Raw genomic sequence first — 19,088 nt, forward strand, 5'->3', positions numbered from 1 at the left:
GTATGCGTTTTAGTTATAGGAGGGAAAGTAATGGAATTACGAGTGATTCACTATTTCTTAGCAGTGGTCCAAGAAAAAACGATTAGTGGCGCAGCCAAACAATTGCATGTATCACAACCAACATTATCTAAGCAATTAAAAGAATTAGAGGAAGAATTAGGCGTGACATTATTTATACGAGGAAATCGACAAATACAACTAACACCTGAAGGAGAATATTTAGCTAAACAAGGGCAAGATATTTTAAGCTTAGCGAATAAAACAGTCACCAACTTGTCGCAAAATGAATTCATTAATGGCGAAATCACGATTGGTGGCGGCGAAACAAAAGCTATGTCTTTTTTAGCGAATGCACTACAACAAATAACAAGCCAGCACTCAGCTGATATTCACCTTCATTTATACAGTGGGAATGCAGATGATGTAATAGAACGGCTAGACAAAGGATTATTAGATTTTGGTTTAATTATTGAGCCTGCACCTAAACAAAAATATAGCTATTTAACATTACCAATTGTAGATACATGGGGCTTAATTACTGTAAAGGACCATCCCTTAGCCACTAAAAATGTTATTACTGCAGCCGATTTAAAAGAAGAACCTTTATTTATTTCTCGACAAGCACAAGTTCCGAGCCAACTCTCTGATTGGCTCGAAGCAAGTCTAGATCAGTTCCGAATCGTTGGGACCTACAACTTACTTTACAACGCTTCACTGATGGTAGAAGCTGGGCTAGGTAGCGCCCTAAGCATTGATGGTATTCTAGAAACAAAGCAAACAAATTTACGTTTTATCCCGCTATATCCTGCTTTAACAGCCAAAATTAGTTTAATTTGGCGCAAAAATACGGTTCTTTCCACAGCTGCTGCATTATTTTTAGAACAAATAAAAAAAAGTATTCAACGCCCTGAATAATAGGTCGTTGAATACTTTTTTAAATCATCACTGTGATCGTAGCTGCTGCCAAAATCAAAACTAAGCCGATAATCGTTACGGTCATTTCCTTGGCTGTTTTCTTTTGACCTAAGAACCAAATACCTGTCAACGTTGCAAGCACAACTGATGTTTGGGATAGAATAAAGCCCGTTGCCAAGCCGTTCATATCTGGCTGCGCTGAAATTAAATAAGTTAACGCTGCAAAGGCGAAGAAAAAGCCTGAAAAAATTTGTTTGTAAGAAACAGCTTCTATAAATGGAGATGTTTCCCCACCCTTAATAGTGACAACTGCTGAATAAATAACTGCGACAATTACCATGCCTATTGCTTGTGGTAAAAAGGCATGCATGCCATCAATTGCCGTCGCTTGGGGTGCTGCAGAGTACGCCCAATAGCCGATTTCACCAACGGCTAATAGAAGAACTGCTTTTTTCATAATCCCAGCACTCTCAGCGGACTCCGTTTCCGACCAGACCGTCATTTTGGCACCAATCATGATTAACACTAAGGCAAATGCGCCTAACAATTTGGCTGTCGCACCTGGCCAGTTTCCTAAGAAAAAGACACCCCAGAGAGAAGCCCCTAAAAGTTGGAACGCGGTCGTTACTGGCATGGCACGTGATGAACCAATCATCGTGAAGCATTTAAATGTAATGATTTGCGCACAGGCCCAACCGACACCAGATAAAATTGAAAAGAATAAATCCATGCCCGTTGGAAAAGCTAAACCATTAATCATTGAAAAAATAGCGGCAAAAATTAATGTTCCTAAACTGGTACCGAGAATTTGATTCACTGGACGACCACCAATTTTTGAAGCGATTGTTGGGAAAAGCCCCCAACCTAGAAGCGGTCCTAAACCGATTAATAATGCAGTCGCATTCATCTCTATTTCCCCTCTCTCGTTTAAAAGACAACGTTACTTTCTAATAAAATATTTGCGTAAGGGGTCATTTCCCCTGTCCGAATAAATGCATGGCAGTTGTTTAATTCTTGTTTCATTTCTGTATGAGGAATAAAACTGATGGGAGTTTCTGGTAAACGAGTTTCAATTGCTGTCAACATATCAGGATTTTCTGTTTTAATTTCTTCTGCTAAATAAATTCGTTGAACTGCCAATTCCTCAAGAACATTGTTTAAAACTTCCATAAAACTAGGGACACCATTGGTAACTGCTAAATCAATTTTTTCTGTAGTTCGAGGCACAGGCATGCCTGCATCGCCAATACTTAATTTATCAAAATGACCCATTTGTGCGATAACGCGGGAAATATCTGAATTAATAACTTTTGTTTTTTTCATGTCGCTCGCTCCTTTTTATTTGTCTGCCAATTCGTGTTGATAAGGAATCGAAGGTTGGGCTCCAAAACGTTGAACAGTCAGTGAGGATGCCTTGTTTCCATAACGAATAGCTTCTTCCAAATTGCTAAAGTCTTTCTCTAATATACTACTTAATGCGCCAATAAAAGTATCGCCAGCAGCCGTTGTATCAACCGCTTTCACTTTAAAAGCAGGCACAATACCACTTCGTCCATTGACGTCATAAAAGGCGCCTTTACTACCTACTGTAATAATTACTGCTTCAATCCCTAATTGATGAAGTGCTTCTGCGGCTTTACGCATACTCGCTTCATCTGTGATTTTAATGCCTGTTAAAATTTCGGTTTCTGTTTCATTTGGTACAATCATATCTGTAACGTTTAGTAATTCTTCAGGAACTTGTTCTAACGCAGGTGCGGGATTTAAAATCGTTTTGACGCCTGCTTTTTTAGCAATTTTAAACGCTGCAATCGTACTATCAATCGCACTTTCAAATTGGGCAATCACAAAATCACTTTTTTCAATAATTTCTTGATGTTCCTGGACTTGTTTTGGCGTAAAGGCGTTATTGGCTCCTGCGTAAATCATAATGCTATTTTCACCAGCGTTATCTACCATAATAAAGGCTTGGCCAGTAGCTGTTTTTTCTAAAGTGGTGACCCCAGTTAAATTAATTTCATCTTGACTCATTAAATCAGTCATCATAGCTCCAGCGCCATCATTTCCCACAGCACCAATAAAATATGTTTCTGCGCCTGAACGTTTCGCTGCAACTGCTTGGTTTGCTCCTTTACCACCACCCGCTGTAAAATGTTCAATGGCGTGAATTGTTTCGCCTGGTTTTGGCATTTCTTTGACTCTTAATGTTGTGTCTAAATTGATACTTCCGATAATTGTAACCGCGTTCATTTTCATCCACCTCAATAAAATTTATTTTTTCATTCTAATTAAAACGTTTTAGTAAAACGTTTTAATTCCACAACAAAAATATAGCACACCTTGAAAGCTATTTCAAGGGTGCTGTCGAAAATCGTTCAATCAGTTGGACAGGCAAGGTTTGCTCCTCCCAATCTTTTGCAGGCTGATGGATTCTTTCCAATAATAGAGTCGCCGTAGTTTGCCCCAATTGAAAAACAGGTTGAGCAATTGTTGTTAGCGGCGGCGAAACATACTCGCACATATCAACATTGTCATAACCAATAATACTATAATCCTCAGGAATTTTTTTGCCCGCTTCTGCTAATCCTCGATATAAACCAAAAGCAATTTCATCATTGATAGCAAAAATTCCGGTGCTCTCTGTTTTTAAAATTTCGGGGACAGCTTGGTAGCCGCCAGTTTTTGATAATTCTGTTTCGATTAACTGGACCTTTTCCGTATAAACAGAACAAAAACCTTTTAACCGTTGCTGAATATTGACTGGCGCATGTGGTGGCATTACCACGACGACCTGTTCATGTCGTTGCTCTTGTAAATGTTTTGCTGCTAGTTGCCCACCTCTATAATCGTCTGTCAAAACAGCGTCGCTAAAGCCTTCTGCTTTTTTTTGGTCAAGTACAATAAACGGAATCTTTTTCGCACGTAGCGTTTCATTAATCGTTTGATTGGAAATTTCAGAACTTGCAATCACAAAGCCATCGACACTACGACGAATCAACTCTGTTAAATATTCATGTTCTCTTGTAACATCTTGGTCCGCATTGCATAACATCAGTATAAAATTTTCTTTGTATAAAACACTTTCAATTCCTCGAATCAATTGAGCGAAAAATGGATTGGTAATATCAGGTACGATTACGCCAATCGTCTTACTTTTTTTCATCACCATACGTTGCGCAAAATAGTCGGGCTGATAGTTTAATCGCTCTTTTGCAGCCAATACTTTTTCGACCGTTTTCCCACTAAACCGTGCCCCATTCCCGTTTAAAATTTGTGAAACGGTAGTAATGGAGACCCCTGAATCATTGGCAACATCTTTAATTGTAACCTTTTTATTTGTCATCCTACTTCTCTCCTTGCCGTGAACGCGCCCATTCACCGGACCTCTTAATCTCATTTAATTTACTACAATCATTTACTTTACGCAACCACAAATAAATACGTACATTCGTTTAAACCGTCCTTTCATCCCTTCAACAAATTTCGTTGTTCTACTTTTAAAATGTTATACTGTAGAAAAAATGATTTACTTTTTGCTGAATGGAGGGCCTTAATTGAAAAAGAAATCGATTGGTTTGTTGTTAGCTAGCGCATATTTGTTTCACGCACGTTCTCGTCAAAAATCCTTAAAAGCCTGTCTTTTTGAAGATTCTTTACGTCTTTCCCAAATTGCTCGACTTGAACGAAATCCGAAAGTCACCAAGGCTTTTTATCATTGGCAACGATCATTAAATGAACAAGTAACTTTGCCAAAACATTTACGTCATCTTTTTCCTCTTCAAGAAATGACTCAATTTCCTACGATGTATCGCATGTCAAACTCCGTTATTGCACCTACCAAGAAAGCTGTACTGTACCTGCATGGTGGGGGCTTTACATTGAATCTCGCCTATAGCCAATTAGACTTTAGTTATAAACTAATTGAAGATCTCTCTTTTGCAACAGATTATTTTATCCCTGTATATCCATTAGCACCAAATAAGTCTTTTGCTGATATTTATAATCATTGTTATGCTGCTTATCAAGAAATTTTACATCATTATGATCCCGAAGATGTTATTTTATTAGGTGATTCTGCTGGTGGCACATTGGTTTTAAACGTATTGCAGAATTTAGCCACCGATTTCCCTGAACGCTTACCCAAAGCTGCTGTTTTAATTTCTCCTTGGTTAGATGGACATTTAGACATTCCTGTTGCCAAAAGTTATCAAAAAAAGGACAAAATGATTGGCATGAACTATTTACAATTAATTGCCCAAGAGATTGACGACACGGCCAATCACTCCACGCTTTCTTTAAATTGCTTGTCCTTTGATTATCAAAAATTTCCGCCACTTTTTTTCGTGGGCGGCACACATGAAGTTTTTTGTCCTTCCTATCACCAATTTTTAAAACAATTAGGGCCACGACCACAAGATACTTGCCGATTGGTGCCTGGCATGCAACACGTTTTCGCAATGAAACAATACTTGCCAGAAGGACGACAAGCGCGGAAACAAATTGCACAGTTTATCCAAGAACAATGGTAAAAGGCAAGTGGGACAGAAGTCAAAACGACTTCTGTCCCACTTGCCTTTTTTTAGAACAAAACACTTAGTTTTCTTCGGCGACTTTTTTCTCCCGCATAGTCAAAACAGCGCTAGCCAAAAGAACAACCACTACAAAAGCAATGATTCCTCCTACTAAAAGACTCGGACCTGCCTCACCTAATTTGCCTAAAAATAGGCCTGGGATTAAATAATCTGTATCCGCAAACGTTGAGGATGCTAACTGTAAATCACCCAAGACTGGTAAAATAAATAACGGTAACCAACTAATTAATAAGCCATTAAACGCAGCCCCTAAAATCGCTCCCCGACGTCCCCCTGTGGAATTTCCAAAAACACCTGCCGCGGCACCACAGAAAAAGTGCCCAACAACGCCTGGTATAATCACAGTGGTATTCAGACCAACCATCGCTAACATTGAAATAGTTCCCACAATAAAGCTCACAAAGAACCCAATCAAGACAGCATTTGGCGCATAAGGAAAGATAATGGGAACATCAAGTGCTGGTTTAGAATTAGGCACTAATTTTTTAGCAATTCCTTGGAAAGCTGGCACAATTTCTCCTAAAACCATCCGCACACCCTGTAAAACCACAACGAAACCAGCCGTAAAGGTTCCTGCTTGAATTAATGAAAAGATAATCGCATTTTCGCCATTGCTTAACTCATGCTCGACATAGCCTGTCCCAGACAGCAAAGCCAAAATCACATAGACAATCGACATCAAAATCATAATTGAGATGGTTGAGTCTCTTAAAAAACCAAAACTTTTAGGAATTTTAATATCTTCCGTTGACTTTTCTTTATTCCCAAAGACTTTTCCAATAAAGCCACTTGCCGCATAACCAATATTCCCTGTATGCCCCATTGCTACTTTATCATTTCCGGTAATTTGTTTCATAAAGGGCTGACAAAGAGCAGGTGTCACTGTTAATAAAGTTCCTTCAAATAAACCACCTAAAAGAATCATTGGCAAACTAACGCTAAAACCGGCCCCCACTAAAATAACGGCTGTCAAACACGAAACGTACATCATCGCTTGACCTGTCAAAAAGATATATTTAAAACGTGTAAAACGCGCCAACAGAATATTAACAACCATGCCCACCAACATAATCAGAGCAGTTGGTGTCCCATATTGTTGCAAGGCAATCGCTACAACTGCTTCATTACTAGGTACCACGCCTTGTGTATTTAATGCGGTTTGGAACATCTCCGCAAAGGGCGTTAATGAGTTCGCCAATAGCCCTGCGCCACCAATTAAAACTAAGAAGCCGACGAATGTTTTCAACGTTCCTTGAACAACATCAGAAAATTTCTTTTTCTGTAAAACTAATCCCAACAAAGCAATTAATGAAACCAGAATCGCTGGTTGGCTAACAATTGAAACAAATAAATTCAATAAAGTTTCCATGTTTTTCCTCCTTCTTATTGATGTGCAATGCCATTGTCATCTAAAACTTTCAAGACTTTCTCCTTCGTTTCATCGTAATCAATAATCGCATTTAAAGGAATGATTTTTTCATCAGGAATTGACCCTAAAGCATCTTGCAATGTTTTTTCGACAAAGAAGTAATCAGCCATATCGCCACTGGCACTCCCGACATCTGTGTGATCAATTTGAAAACTATCTGTATCAACACCGACTTCCTCTAAAATTTGTTGGATATTCATTTGCACCATAAAACTTGTTCCTAAACCACTTTGACAAACTGTAAAAATCTTCATCTTATTTCTCTCCTTCTTGGATAATTGATAGTATTTCTGGGACGGTTTCAGCCGCCACTAAGCGATGTAATGATTCTTTTTTTGATAGAATTTTTGTCAGACTAGATAAGGCCCGTAAATGTGTTTCGTTATCTGAAGCAGCTAAACAAATAAAAAGGTGAATTTCATGCTTAGGATCTTCTAATAAATCGACACTTTTTTGGATTTTTAGTAATGACATGCCTAACTGATTAACGCCATCTTCTGGTCGCGCATGAGGCAATGATACGTCTGGACAGATATGGATAAATGGCCCAAACGATTCAACTTTTTGAATCATTGCATCAATGTACTTTTCCGTAATACTGCCATTTTTTAATAACGGCTTGGCAGCTTCTGTAATTCCCGCTCGCCAGTCTGCAACTTCAGGCAGGACTTGGACTGTTTCTGTTGTTAATAATTCCGATAACATTGGACGCAGATCCTCCTCTTTTTCTAAAATTTTGTTCATTTTACGATGCAAGACACGATATAACTGCGCTTCTGTGACTCCTTTTTTTAAGGAAATATAAGGTTTTAACGCATCTAAAATATCTTTAACATCTGGCATGGAAATACCTGGCAATAGCCAATCTGATTGTACTTGGTGCATCAATTGATTTTTCTCCAAAGAGCTCATAATGGGCTTGGTAAGATAAACCTTTTTGGCTGTTTCAATAGGGACCGTTGAGAAAATGATGTCATAGCTTTTTTCAGATACATTCTCTATTTCCCTCACCGCATTTGTTTCTTTAAATTCAATCATTGGAAATAGCCGACGCAATTCCGATTGCAAAATCAACGAAGAACTGATGCCACTGGGACAAACAATTAGCGCTTTTAGCTTTTCTTGCCGCTGTTCATTTTTTTGCCCGAAAATTTCTCCACCAAATAATATGGTAAAAAAACCAATTTCCTCTGACGGGATTGACCGTTTCGTTAATTTTTCTAAAGGAGCTAACGCTTGTTCACAAAGATGATAAAGCGACCGATACGATTGTCGAATATCCTTGATTAAAACATTCGGCAAGTAAAAGCCATAGTTAATTCGAAAATAGGCAGGAACCAGATGATAATACACATTCATGAGCAATTCACGAGGCTGCTCAAATTGAACGACGGCCAATAATTCCATTTTCCGAATAATTTCACCAGAAATATCTAATAAAAACTCTAACTTCGTATCTCGCAATTCTCCTTGCAAGGCTGTCATTAAACAAATCGTGAAAAAAAGACTCTCGGTTTCTACATTCGCCACTGGCCCAACTAAATCACTTAAAATACGACGACTGACGGGATAAGCCCGTAAGGACTGAATTAACTGGTTCTCAGGCCAGACGACTGTTCCATATTTGCCTAATCTTTTTTGAGAAAAAGCAAGAAAGTAACTAATTTCATCCAATCTGCTGGGTACTAGTTGAAGCTGCGCTTCCTGGACGGCTAATTGAATGCCGTCACGCATTTTTGCGTATTGGCTCATTTGATGCTGACTGAGCCAGCAAAATAAAGCGAAGGTGCCCGACTTTTGTTGTAAGAGGCGGGCAAGCCAATTTTTCCCGAAACGACGAATCCGAAATTCATCTCCTTCTAGGTAAAACCCTCGTTTTCGTTCGTAGGATAAAGCAATGTTTTCAGTTGCTAGTTGGTGTCGGACTTTTTTGATGTCCGCTAAAATAGTGCCTTTCGAAACGTCTAAAAAATTTTGGTAATGATAAACTGATAGTTCTTCGATCTCTGAATAAGTGAGTAAAAAAATGAGTGCTTGTCTTTCTGCTTCGCTATAGATCACTTGACGTTGTTGAAAAAGTTGCTTCCCCCATTCATTTGCGGAAAGACTTGGAATGCTGACAGTATTCTGTTGAACTTCTCCGCCTATTGTCGAAAGTTGCGTCACTAATTCTCGTTGCGAAAGATCGGTTATTTGTTGAGCCAAAGAGAGCGCAATTTTTTGCCCTGCATACTCGTCAAGGAGATAACTTATTTTATAATTCACAGCCTGTGTCCTCCTCCTGTAATCATCATATAATGGTAGCGCTTTATTTTCTATCTAAGTTGGGTACAAATGTCTACTATACTTTTTTGATAAATTGTACCGTTCTTTATTTTAAAGTTAACAAAAACCCGTTGCAAGTTTCTTAAAAACTTACAACGGGTTTTCTTTATGTTAATTGTGTTTGTAATGCGATATTCAGTAAAATAGCCACCGCTACCCAGCCGCCACACATCACCAGAAGCAGCCAACTAAACATTGATTGTTTTACTAAAGACTGCTTATGCTTTGCTTGATGAACAAAATTCATGCTACTTACTAAGAATAGTAAAAATAAAGCAAAACAAAGGACGGCCAAGCCGGCACAAATCCAAATCCACATCGTAATCCCCATCAATACGCCTCCTTTTCAAATTGATTTTATTTATAGAAACGGCAATCTATTTTTCTTTTTTCCTTTTTTTATTCAAATAATAGAAACTCATTAGTACTACGAGTAAACAGGCAATACCAAGGCTGTAAAGCCATGTGCTATTTCGTTCACCTGTCCTTGGTAAGAACGTCTGTGCAGCTGTGGGATTCGTTTTAGCAGTGTTTTTTCTGCTCACTTTTTCTTGTTGTTGTGACGTTTTTTTATCTTTATTAGTGACTGGTTGTTCTGTTGACTTAGTGCCACCTTCCGTTTTTAGGGGTGCCTTCCCACCATAAAACGTCACACCGATATTCGTTTGTCCCGCTTCTTCTGCAAAGCTCTCAGAAGAAGCGGTCAGAATCGCAATGCTGACGGTTAAAAGTATTCCCAATGTCACCAGAAGTGATCCTTTACTTTTCGCTATCATCATCGCGCACTCCTTGTCTATTTTTCAAGGCTGCCTGTTTTTCTTGTTGTAAATAGGCTTGTTGTTTTAGTATCGCTTTCTGTTGTGTAAAACGCCAAATAGCTAGAATTAGACTCACAATTGTTGCAGCTAACAATCCATAAAAAGCTTGATTCCACCAAGTCGGTAGGACCAATTTCACTACTGCTTCTTTGTTTAATTTCTTGGCTTCTTGACTACTGATGGTAAATTCTTGCTTAAACGGCCACACTTGTTGTTCATCTTCTTTCAAGACCGCTTTTCCTTCAAAAATATAGGTTCCTGGACGAACATCTTCTTTCCCAAAATCTAAATGGAAGTTCATCGTCGAATTCGGTGCGAAACGAACACTTGGTAAAATCCGTTTGGCATATTCTTTCGTTTCGCCTTTTTTCGTTACTTTTCCTTCTAAACGTACTTCAGGAAAAATAGCGGATGTCGGATTCTGAATAACCGCTTGGACCGATTTATTTCCTAAAGCAATGGTCGGAACTAATTTAACTAATTGAAGAGTCTCTGCTAGATACATTGGTGTATCTTCTGACGTTCGTAAAGCAATCGCTACGTTAAACCCATATCGACTGGTTAACCCCGTTGATTTTCCTTTTTCTTCCTTTTCATCTTCTGCAAGCGAAGCGTAGACACCACCTAAGACTAATCCCTGAAAACCATTTTCTGGAATTTCGACAGTCATTTTGGCTGCTACGGTTTTCTTAGCGGGAACTTTCACGTGTTCCTCAGGCAATTTGATCAATGTTGTCAAGGGTACTTTCAAACTTGCATCTGGTTTTTTCTCGAAATCATTGTACACAATTAAACCATTGTCATTCGTCGTAGCATTTGCCAAATTTAAATCAATCGTTAATTCTTCATTTGTTTTATTAATTAATGACAGTTCTACTTCTTGTTTTTGTCCTGGTTTCACAATGAGATCGTAGTAGGATTGCGTATTTTTCGCTTGATTCTCTGGAATATTGGGTTTAACTGTAAATTTTGTATTCATGTTGTCATCCGCTTCTTCTGCTTGTACAGCAGAAGGGATGCTTAATGCCATCACACAAATAAAAACTGTGACGATTAGCCAGCGCATTGTCTTCATTATTTGTTCCTCCTATGTATCGAAAAGGAGCCGTGCACCACTGCGCAGCTCCTTTTCTAGTAATGCAGTATTCTCGTTAGTAACTTTTTATGGCGCAGCCACTAATGTCCAAGTTACGTTACCTGTATACGCACCATTTGTAATTTGTGAACTAGGTGTTGTAATGTTTAATTTTACATTTGATAATTCAGAATCCCATGTACCTTGACCTTTACCAACTGCTGCTGTAGCAATTGATACAGCTGCTCCACCTACTGGAATAGTTGTTCCAGCAAATTCAGGACTTCCTGGATCTGCTGCAAAGGCAGCTACATCACGGGAGTATGTTTTTGCTGTTTCATCGTATTTCGCTACTGCTCCTGTTTGTGCAAAGGTAATTGAGCCTTCTAAAGTAGCAGTGCCATTTTTCATTTCAGCAACGCCGGCAGTAACTGACCAACCCGCTTGTGTTCCACGAACATCCCCAACTCCATAGCGTTTTGTTTGTGTACCAGTTGCATCTAATGAAATCGCTGATAAATCAGAACTAACTTCTGTCGCAGCAAATTTGAATTCTGTTGGAACATATAATAAATCAAAGTTAGTATTCGGATTTGTAGGATCTGGATCTTGTGTATCTCCATCACCATCACCAGTTCCATCAGGTAATGAACCACTTGTCATTTCTACGTTTGCTGGCGTTGTACCAGTCGTTGTTGCATGTGCCGCTGCGGGAGCGATGCTTGCGCCTAAAATAGCTGTTCCTGCAAATAAAGTTACCAATGTTTTTTTCTTCATTTTACTCTCTCCTTTAGTATCTTGGTTGATTAATGAATAAAAAAGTGAAAAACTTTTCTATCTCGGTAGAACGTAAACTAAGTATAGCGAAAAAAAGCCTGCTTGTGATTTCAAATTTTAAACACCTCATGCAAAAAAATTGAATTTATTATAATAGCAAGGTTTCAACGACTTTTAACGTCTTTGAAAACGTAATTTTCAAATGAGATACTGTTTTCTCCCGCTTATAAAGTAGTGATTTTATAAAAAAACAGCGAGAAAACGTCAAAATGTCAGTAACAAATACTGACATTTTGACGTTTTCTCGCATTTATTAAATCAAAATTTCCTCAATATTTTTAAAAAAAATAGTGAAAACTAAAATTATATCGTTTTCATAGACAAAACGTACATTTTTTCTTACGAAAATTGATAATCACTCGCTGACTATTCTCTAATCAACGCTTGCGTTGTACAACGGAAAGAACCACCTAACATTCTAGAAACATGGTAATCAATTGCCTCAACTTTGATACCTTTTGCTTCTATTTGAGGAATTAAGGTTGTAAACGATTGGTCCGTTATATACGTTTCTTCGTTAAGCGGTAGACCATTTGTCACTAAATACGCTGCTTCTTGCAAAGTAACGTGAATTTTTTCCCAGTTGGCTAATTGTGCAGGGATTCCATCCAAAAAGGCCTCTTCACAAACAATCATCAAGCCTTCTCTCAACAAGCTTAACGCACAATCTAAGTGGAGAATATGCGGATGTAACCGAACCGGCACCACTTCATAACCAAAATGACCAATCATATTGGCTAACCATTGAATCCCTGCTAGGTTACTTGCCAAACCAGAGTAGCCCACAAAAATTGTTTTTCCTAGAACTAAAACATCACCGCCTTCAATAAAGGGACCTGCTTCACTTAAAACGCCCTCAGAAGTGTCAGGTTGTGGCGCAGCAAAATAATAACCTTCTGCTTCTTGTGTCCACTGCTGAATAATCGGACGAATTGGTAAAATTTCTTGTCGACGGTGCTGGAATCTTAAGTTTCCTTCTATTAAAAGGTTGCCGATTGTAAAAAAGGGATCTCGTGAAAAGAAGTTACTATATCCTACGCCCAATTCCTTGCCATGTTCTTTTTCATAGGGTGTCAATAAACGTGGACGAAATACTTCTACGCCATAAGATTCTAATACTCCTTACATGACTTCTTTTTCTTTTTCCCAACGCACTTGTTGTTCTGGTGCAAAGTCTGCTAAATCGCGCCCTTCATTATTCTGTGTTAAACGGGCATTTTCCTCTGTTAAAAAAGTCGTATCCGCTTCATCAAATTTATCTGGTAAACAAAATTGCGATTGTGCTAAAACAACTGAACGTAACGGTGCAAATTCACTTTCAACATGCATTTTTTTCATTATTTGACCTCACTTTTATCTGGTTACCTTCATTATAACAGAGATAAAATTTTTATGCCTTCAATGAAGAAAAAGCAGAACTTCTATACGTTCTGCTTTTTCTTCATTTTGTTATTTACCAATACCTTTATCTTTAATCTCAGCTTTTTGCCCGGTGCCATCTACTAAGCCAAAAATAATCTTCGCTTGGTCTGTATTATCAATTTGTCCTGAAAAAGCTTCTGCTTGTGGTCCATAAGCATAGACATTTACATCTTCTCCTGTGTGTCCGCCTGTAGTCCAACCAGTATTCGAACGTTGATCAAAAATCTTTCTTAATGCCTGAGCAATTTTTTCAACATCTTTTGACTCCGCCGCTGTTTTCACTGCTTTCAATTCAGCCTCACTTAATTGAAAATCAATATACTCAGTCACTGTTTTTTCCACATTACCATTTTTAATGATTTCTTCTGCCATGAAATCAGGCGTGCGTTTTGCCGCATGTAAAGGCTCCGTCAACCAATTGTATTGATCTCCTTTACCTAAAGACAAGCCACCAGTAGAATGATCTGCAGTTGTAACCACCAATGTTTCACCATCTTTTTTTGCAAAATCGATAGCCTTTTCAAACGCCGCTTCGAAATCTTGCATTTCGCTCATCGCGCCAACAATATCATTGCTATGCCCGGCCCAATCAATTTGGCTACCTTCAACCATTAAAAAGAAGCCTTTTTCATTTTTATCTAACCGTTGAAGAGCCGCTTCTGTCATATCAGCTAATGAAGGAACTTCTTCCGTTCGGTCAATCATTTTAGGTAGCCCGCCTGGTGCAAACAAGCCTAAAATTTTGTCGTCTTGGTTCTCATTTAACGACTTTTTATCTGTGACATGACCATAACCCGCTTGGGAAAATTCTTTGACTAAATCACGATCTTTCCGCGCAAATAATTCGGAGCCGCCGCCAAGTAACACATCGACTTTGTGTTGTCCGTCGATTTGATCATCAAAATAGTCATCGGCGATTTCTGCCATGTTTTTGCGTGAAACATTATGTGCGCCATATGCAGCAGGGGTTGCATGTGTTATTTCAGATGTTGCTACAAGCCCCGTTGATTTCCCCACTTTTTTCGCACGTTCCAGCACTGTTTCTGTTTTGGACTTGTCATTATCGAGTGCTATAGCATTATTATAGGTTTTTACTCCGGCAGCCATCGCTGTCGCTGCGGAAGCTGAATCGGTGACATTCTCTTCTTCATCTTCTGGATAAGTGGCTTGCTGTCCGACCAAATAGGTATCAAAAGCTGTTTGGGGAACACGCTTGTCTGAGTGATTGGCTTTGAAATAGCGATAGCCCGTTGTATACGGATTCCCCATGCCATCTCCAATCATAAAAATAACATTTTTTACTGGTGCTTTTTCAGATTCAGTTGCCTTCGCTTCAGCAACCTCTGTTTGTTTTTCGCCGCTTTTTTGTTCAGATAAATTTGTACAACCCGCTAATGTTGTGAATGTTAATAAGGTAACCCCTAGCAAAGCTCTTTTCTTCATTTCCTTGTTTCCTCCTTTATATCTACCCATACATTGACTATAACAAGTCTTAGTTGATTTCTGATAAATAACAAGTAAACAAAGTGTTAAGTTGTTGTATTGCTTCTGTTAAGTTCCTTATTTTTCGCGTCTTGCTGCTCTTTTTTCGGCCTCTTTGCGTAATTGTTTCTGCGCTTTTTTTGAGCCGCGTTCAATATCTTTGAGTTTCTTTCGTTCATGGAAATCTGTAAATAAACTTTCTAAATCATAGTCTTGCGGATATAGATCTTGTGCTTTCGCTTGTAATTTCAACCGTCTTCGTGGTACATTTTCAATTTTATCATTCACAAATACTTGGATTTCTTGTTCACCCTCATCTGTAAAAACCAACCCAATTTGTTGTGTTTCTGTCAATAGGACACGATCACCTTTTTGATAACGGTCTGTTTCTTCTACAAACGTGGCAAAGGTCGTTTCTTTTGCTTTCAGGGGTTTAAATAGACTTCGATTAGTAGGGTATTCTTTCCGCTGAATATAATGAGCCGCCTTTTCAATGAGCTGTGGCTCCATCTTCATTTTACGTGCAATCCAAAGAGCCTGACTATCGCCAACTTCACCAATTTTCAATTGATATTTGGGCGTTAATGTTTCACGATCGAAGGCCATTGCGGCGGGCACAAAATCGTCATGCTCTTGGGCAAAACGTTTAATTTCACCATAATGGGTCGTTGCAACTACCAAGGCTCCCTTTTGATACATCGTTTCCATGATAGCAATCGCTAAGCCCGCTCCTTCGTTCGGCTCGGTGCCACTACCAATTTCATCTAATAAAACAAGCGTGTGTCGCTTAACATTACGCAACATTTCCGCAATATTTTTCATGTGCCCAGAAAAAGTGCTTAACGCATTTTCCAGATTTTGCTGATCACCAATATCGACAAAAATTTCATCTAATACTGGAATCTCTGTGCCCGCTTGTGCTGGAATTTGCAACCCAAATTGTGTCATGACAGTCAATAAGCCAACTGTTTTCAAGACAACCGTTTTACCACCAGCATTGGCACCTGTAATGACAAGTCCTCGATACTCTGCTCCTAAAGAAAACGTCAATGGTACTGCGTGTTCTAATAAAAGTGGATGTTTTCCTTGAACAATGCGCAAGCGTTCTTCTTTGTTTACTTTTGGCGTGATCCCACCAATTTCGCGACTATACTTTCCTCGTGCAAAAATAATATCTAAGGTGGTCATTGTATCGACGGCTTGATCGACAAGTCGTTCTTGCTCATTGATTAACCCAGTTAGTTCCGCCAAAATTTGATATTCTTCCGCTGTTTCTTCCGCTTTTAAGAGTGTCAATTGTTCATTTAATTTACTAATTGCTACAGGTTCAATAAAGACCGTTTGTCCTTTATTGGATTGCTCAATGATTGTGCCTGAAACCTTATTTTTATAGCTAGCTTTGATTGGTACCGTGTAATGTTCCCCTTTTTTCACCATCATATTTTCTTGAATATACAGTTGATTATTTTTATTGCGTAAAAATTTGGTGACTTTTGTTTCAATTTCTTGTTGGCATTCATTGATTTGACGCCGGATTTTCCGAAGTTGTCGAGAAGCATCGGTGGCAACTTTTTGATTATGGATTTTCGTATAAATTTGTTCTTCGATTGCTCTGAAATCAGCTAAGTGCTGACTGTAACTAAATAGGCGTGGTGTTTGGTATTGATTTTTTTCAAAAAACTTCTGGATTCGCTGACTACTTCTTAAAAAGTCAGCCACCTCAATCAATTCGTTTGGTGTAAGGATTAAGCCTTTTTTCACTTGTTGAAGCAAGCGGGTAATTTGGCTCAAGCCCATGAAAGGGACGTGTTGTCCGCTATCAATAATTAAGCGGGCCTCGGTTGTTTCCGTTAAGCGGGACTGCACTGTTTCTAAACGTGTTGCAGGGACCATTTTCGCCAACCGTTCTTTACTATACTCGCCAATCGCACGTGTTTGAACTTCTTTAAGAATTGTTGTAAATTGTAATTTTTGAATGGTTTCATGATTCATTTGTTTTTTCTTCCTTTCTATCGCGAAAAGAATACCTGGCGCCTTTAAATAAAAACCAGTTTCTATAGAAAAAAGAGGACAGCGTTCTACCGCTGTCCTCTTTATCATTGGATAAAGGTTACTAAAGAAACCTCTTTTAAAGGAGGTATTTAGTAAATGAGATGACTGACAGGTATCACTTTCTAAGCACACCAAATAAACCTTGCTTGGTTCACTGGTTATTCAACTTATCAATTAGATACCTACGACACTCACCAAAATACCCCACATTCATTTGTTGGTTTTTATTTATTCTCCACTTGAGAGTAGCAAATCTGGCGAAGAAAGTCAAATAAAGATTGGCCCTTTACTTATTCAATGTGTTTTTCATCATGGTTAGTAACGTTTTCACGTCTTCTGTTCTAGTGTCCCCTGTTTCTTGATCGATAATTGAGCTGTAGACATGAGGAATGATTTTTTTAACGCCGGCATCCACCGCAATTTGAACAATTTCTTCAAAGTTTTCTAAATCAATGCCCCCTGTTGGCTCTAAATAAAAGTCATACTTGGCACAAGCTGCTGCTACTGCTTGGTATTCTTCTTTGTGAGCCAAGCCTTTCATCGGGAAATATTTAATGGAACTGCCTCCCATGTCTTTCAACAATTTGATGGCGGTTTCGATAGGTACTTCCGCCGCTGGCGCACCAGAGCTTAACGGACCTGTCGCAATGTTGACATAGCCAACTTTGCCTGTGGGTGAAACCAAGCCATTAATCACTGTTTCGTCTTGACGAAGTAAGGCCCGCGAAGCGCCGACACCTGTGAAGACTTGGTTCACGTGTTGCGGTTGTAGAACTTCTGATAAGCGAGCCACCATTTGACTTTGATTAGGATCGCCAGCCCCTAAGCCGACAGATAAAGCGTTGTTGGTTGTTGCTTGGTATTTTTTCATATCGTCAATGGCTGCTTCATCGGTTTCATAGTTTTTTGAAAGGACGCCTAACACAACATGCCCTTCTGCTGCTTCATAACAGGCTTGGGCATTTTCTACTGAATTGGCTAAGACGTTTAAACAAATGCGTTCTTCTAAATAATTAGGTTTTAATGACATGGCTTATTTCTCCTTTGTGTCCATAATTTCTTGTAATCGTTGCACGATTTTGTTCATTTCTTCTTGATTGACAGAACGAATGTCAAATTCAATGATGCCATTGTTTGCTTGATATTCTCGCGTATAAATGGCCGGACTTTCTGCTTTTAATGCTTGGATGACTTCCTTGGCGGTTTTTCTGCCGTCCACTTTGACACTGGCGCGATAAATGTCTCGTCCGGCGCCATCTTGGACGATTTTGGCGGTTAAATCTGACAAGTTGTTGATGGCTTCAACAAACGGTTTTAAGCGCTCTTGCATCGAAGACCCTGATTCACTGCCATGCGCCAAGTATTCTTCCACTGCTTGCGTAAAACCTAGGATATTGTCTTTGCCAATTTTCATTGCTCGACCAATGCCTTTTCCTTGTAGGCGCACCCAGTCAATGTATTCTTTTTTCCCGACCACTAAACCGGCACTTGGCCCTTCAATGGCTTTGGCGCCGCTGTAAATCACCAAATCAGCGCCTGCTTCGGTGTATTTGAAAAGATCTTCTTCTGCTGCCGCGTCAACAATTAGCGGCACCTTGTGGCGTTGCGCCACTTTGGCCGCTTCGGCCACCGTCAGCATACTTTTTTGCATGGTATGATGGCTTTTGATGTATAGAATGGCCGCTGTTTTTTCGGAAATCATCATTTCCACGTGTTCTGGACTGCACATGTTGGCGTAGCCAGCTTCCACTACTTGGCCGCCGCCTTGCGCTACCATGACTTCTACAGGCGTGCCGTAGTCCACGTTGTGCCCTTTAGGTAAAATAATCTCTCGCTGTTCAATTTTTTCTGTATAGGGATGATACGCGTGGTACAAGCTGCCTTTTCCAATCAAGGCAGCCACCGCTTGGGCAATCCCCGCCGAAGCCGAGGAAACGATTTGGGCATCTTCTACCTTCAACAAGTTGGCTAAAAAGGCCCCTGTTTGCACACTAAGTTCACTCATTTCAAAGAAATGTTCGCCGCCGAATCGTTGAGCTGCTAGGACTGCCTCCGAAACTTTGGAGACACCTAGAATGGTCATTTTCCCAGAAGCATTGATGACTTCTTTTAAGTGGAATTTTTCGTAACTATTCATTATT

17 protein-coding genes and 1 pseudogene are annotated in these 19,088 nt (G+C 39.3%); 2 read left to right on the forward strand and 16 right to left on the reverse strand.

Annotated features, from left to right (window positions below; genetic code table 11):
• The first annotated feature begins 30 nt into the window (after window positions 1–30).
• Window positions 31–915, forward strand: coding sequence for a LysR family transcriptional regulator (locus IGK70_RS11845; protein ID WP_002365269.1), 885 nt, complete (start codon window positions 31–33; stop codon window positions 913–915).
• Window positions 916–934: 19 nt separating this feature from the next.
• Here IGK70_RS11845 and rbsU read toward each other — a convergent pair whose 3' ends face one another.
• The 4 genes from rbsU to rbsR form a co-directional block, all read right to left on the reverse strand.
• Window positions 935–1,822: a ribose/proton symporter RbsU gene (gene rbsU / locus IGK70_RS11850; protein ID WP_002359154.1), complete on the reverse strand. Its 888-nt coding sequence runs from the start codon at window positions 1,820–1,822 to the stop codon at window positions 935–937.
• Window positions 1,823–1,842: 20 nt separating this feature from the next.
• On the reverse strand, window positions 1,843–2,238 hold the full coding sequence (rbsD, locus tag IGK70_RS11855; protein ID WP_002375705.1) for a D-ribose pyranase: 396 nt from the start codon (window positions 2,236–2,238) through the stop codon (window positions 1,843–1,845).
• A gap of 15 nt (window positions 2,239–2,253) precedes the next feature.
• Window positions 2,254–3,171, reverse strand: coding sequence for a ribokinase (rbsK, locus tag IGK70_RS11860; RefSeq protein ID WP_002381157.1), 918 nt, complete (start codon window positions 3,169–3,171; stop codon window positions 2,254–2,256).
• A 91-nt stretch (window positions 3,172–3,262) separates the two neighbouring features.
• Window positions 3,263–4,258 (reverse strand): ribose utilization transcriptional repressor RbsR, encoded by a 996-nt coding sequence (gene rbsR, locus IGK70_RS11865; protein WP_002359151.1) that lies wholly within the window; start codon window positions 4,256–4,258, stop codon window positions 3,263–3,265.
• A gap of 211 nt (window positions 4,259–4,469) precedes the next feature.
• On the opposite strand from rbsR, the gene IGK70_RS11870 reads away from it, so the two are divergent.
• On the forward strand, window positions 4,470–5,444 hold the full coding sequence (locus IGK70_RS11870) for an alpha/beta hydrolase (protein ID WP_104855610.1): 975 nt from the start codon (window positions 4,470–4,472) through the stop codon (window positions 5,442–5,444).
• Between the two features lie 64 nt (window positions 5,445–5,508).
• Here IGK70_RS11870 and IGK70_RS11875 read toward each other — a convergent pair whose 3' ends face one another.
• The 12 genes and pseudogenes from IGK70_RS11875 to IGK70_RS11930 form a co-directional block, all read right to left on the reverse strand.
• Window positions 5,509–6,876 carry a PTS ascorbate transporter subunit IIC gene (locus IGK70_RS11875; RefSeq protein ID WP_220421806.1) on the reverse strand — a complete coding sequence of 456 codons (1,368 nt, stop codon included), beginning with the start codon at window positions 6,874–6,876 and terminating at the stop codon, window positions 5,509–5,511.
• A 14-nt stretch (window positions 6,877–6,890) separates the two neighbouring features.
• Window positions 6,891–7,190, reverse strand: a complete 300-nt coding sequence (locus tag IGK70_RS11880) for a PTS sugar transporter subunit IIB (RefSeq protein WP_104855609.1) — start codon at window positions 7,188–7,190, stop codon at window positions 6,891–6,893.
• A gap of 1 nt (window position 7,191) precedes the next feature.
• The gene (locus IGK70_RS11885) at window positions 7,192–9,201 is read right to left on the reverse strand and encodes a BglG family transcription antiterminator (protein ID WP_104855608.1); all 2,010 of its coding nucleotides are present in this window, start codon (window positions 9,199–9,201) and stop codon (window positions 7,192–7,194) included.
• Window positions 9,202–9,367: 166 nt separating this feature from the next.
• Window positions 9,368–9,592 (reverse strand): hypothetical protein, encoded by a 225-nt coding sequence (locus IGK70_RS11890; protein ID WP_104855606.1) that lies wholly within the window; start codon window positions 9,590–9,592, stop codon window positions 9,368–9,370.
• Between the two features lie 46 nt (window positions 9,593–9,638).
• A complete protein-coding gene (locus IGK70_RS11895) occupies window positions 9,639–10,040 on the reverse strand; it encodes an LPXTG cell wall anchor domain-containing protein (protein WP_162783061.1) in 402 nt (133 codons plus the stop codon).
• Window positions 10,021–11,154, reverse strand: coding sequence for a DUF916 and DUF3324 domain-containing protein (locus tag IGK70_RS11900; protein WP_002415867.1), 1,134 nt, complete (start codon window positions 11,152–11,154; stop codon window positions 10,021–10,023). Before IGK70_RS11900 ends, IGK70_RS11895 begins: the two co-directional genes overlap by 20 nt.
• A gap of 87 nt (window positions 11,155–11,241) precedes the next feature.
• Entirely contained in the window at window positions 11,242–11,931 is a 690-nt protein-coding gene (locus tag IGK70_RS11905; RefSeq protein ID WP_104855605.1) for a WxL domain-containing protein, read from the reverse strand.
• Window positions 11,932–12,357: 426 nt separating this feature from the next.
• Window positions 12,358–13,329, reverse strand: a pseudogene (locus IGK70_RS11910) (dimethylarginine dimethylaminohydrolase family protein).
• A gap of 111 nt (window positions 13,330–13,440) precedes the next feature.
• Window positions 13,441–14,886 (reverse strand): alkaline phosphatase, encoded by a 1,446-nt coding sequence (locus IGK70_RS11915; RefSeq protein WP_162783062.1) that lies wholly within the window; start codon window positions 14,884–14,886, stop codon window positions 13,441–13,443.
• Between the two features lie 87 nt (window positions 14,887–14,973).
• Entirely contained in the window at window positions 14,974–16,887 is a 1,914-nt protein-coding gene (locus tag IGK70_RS11920; protein ID WP_406741627.1) for an endonuclease MutS2, read from the reverse strand.
• Between the two features lie 346 nt (window positions 16,888–17,233).
• Window positions 17,234–17,977, reverse strand: a complete 744-nt coding sequence (gene dagF / locus IGK70_RS11925) for a 2-dehydro-3-deoxy-phosphogluconate aldolase (RefSeq protein WP_438775273.1) — start codon at window positions 17,975–17,977, stop codon at window positions 17,234–17,236.
• A gap of 3 nt (window positions 17,978–17,980) precedes the next feature.
• Window positions 17,981–19,084, reverse strand: a complete 1,104-nt coding sequence (locus IGK70_RS11930; RefSeq protein ID WP_220421708.1) for a DgaE family pyridoxal phosphate-dependent ammonia lyase — start codon at window positions 19,082–19,084, stop codon at window positions 17,981–17,983.
• Between the last annotated feature and the right edge of the window lie 4 nt (window positions 19,085–19,088).

The organism is Enterococcus sp. DIV0358, assembly GCF_051713465.1.
Taxonomy (GTDB): Bacteria; Bacillota; Bacilli; order Lactobacillales; family Enterococcaceae; genus Enterococcus; species Enterococcus faecalis.

What these genes read in the sequence shown, in the direction of transcription:
- rbsU (WP_002359154.1), bottom strand. Translation starts at nt 1,822, where the DNA reads ATGAATGCGACTGCATTATTAATCGGTTTAGGACCGCTTCTAGGTTGG.
- IGK70_RS11890 (WP_104855606.1), bottom strand. Translation starts at nt 9,592, where the DNA reads ATGGGGATTACGATGTGGATTTGGATTTGTGCCGGCTTGGCCGTCCTT.
- IGK70_RS11875 (WP_220421806.1), bottom strand. Translation starts at nt 6,876, where the DNA reads ATGGAAACTTTATTGAATTTATTTGTTTCAATTGTTAGCCAACCAGCG.
- rbsK (WP_002381157.1), bottom strand. Translation starts at nt 3,171, where the DNA reads ATGAAAATGAACGCGGTTACAATTATCGGAAGTATCAATTTAGACACA.
- rbsR (WP_002359151.1), bottom strand. Translation starts at nt 4,258, where the DNA reads ATGACAAATAAAAAGGTTACAATTAAAGATGTTGCCAATGATTCAGGG.
- IGK70_RS11905 (WP_104855605.1), bottom strand. Translation starts at nt 11,931, where the DNA reads ATGAAGAAAAAAACATTGGTAACTTTATTTGCAGGAACAGCTATTTTA.
- IGK70_RS11930 (WP_220421708.1), bottom strand. Translation starts at nt 19,084, where the DNA reads ATGAATAGTTACGAAAAATTCCACTTAAAAGAAGTCATCAATGCTTCT.
- dagF (WP_438775273.1), bottom strand. Translation starts at nt 17,977, where the DNA reads ATGTCATTAAAACCTAATTATTTAGAAGAACGCATTTGTTTAAACGTC.
- rbsD (WP_002375705.1), bottom strand. Translation starts at nt 2,238, where the DNA reads ATGAAAAAAACAAAAGTTATTAATTCAGATATTTCCCGCGTTATCGCA.
- IGK70_RS11880 (WP_104855609.1), bottom strand. Translation starts at nt 7,190, where the DNA reads ATGAAGATTTTTACAGTTTGTCAAAGTGGTTTAGGAACAAGTTTTATG.
- IGK70_RS11900 (WP_002415867.1), bottom strand. Translation starts at nt 11,154, where the DNA reads ATGAAGACAATGCGCTGGCTAATCGTCACAGTTTTTATTTGTGTGATG.
- IGK70_RS11845 (WP_002365269.1), top strand. Translation starts at nt 31, where the DNA reads ATGGAATTACGAGTGATTCACTATTTCTTAGCAGTGGTCCAAGAAAAA.
- IGK70_RS11915 (WP_162783062.1), bottom strand. Translation starts at nt 14,886, where the DNA reads ATGGGTAGATATAAAGGAGGAAACAAGGAAATGAAGAAAAGAGCTTTG.
- IGK70_RS11920 (WP_406741627.1), bottom strand. Translation starts at nt 16,887, where the DNA reads ATGAATCATGAAACCATTCAAAAATTACAATTTACAACAATTCTTAAA.
- IGK70_RS11895 (WP_162783061.1), bottom strand. Translation starts at nt 10,040, where the DNA reads ATGATGATAGCGAAAAGTAAAGGATCACTTCTGGTGACATTGGGAATA.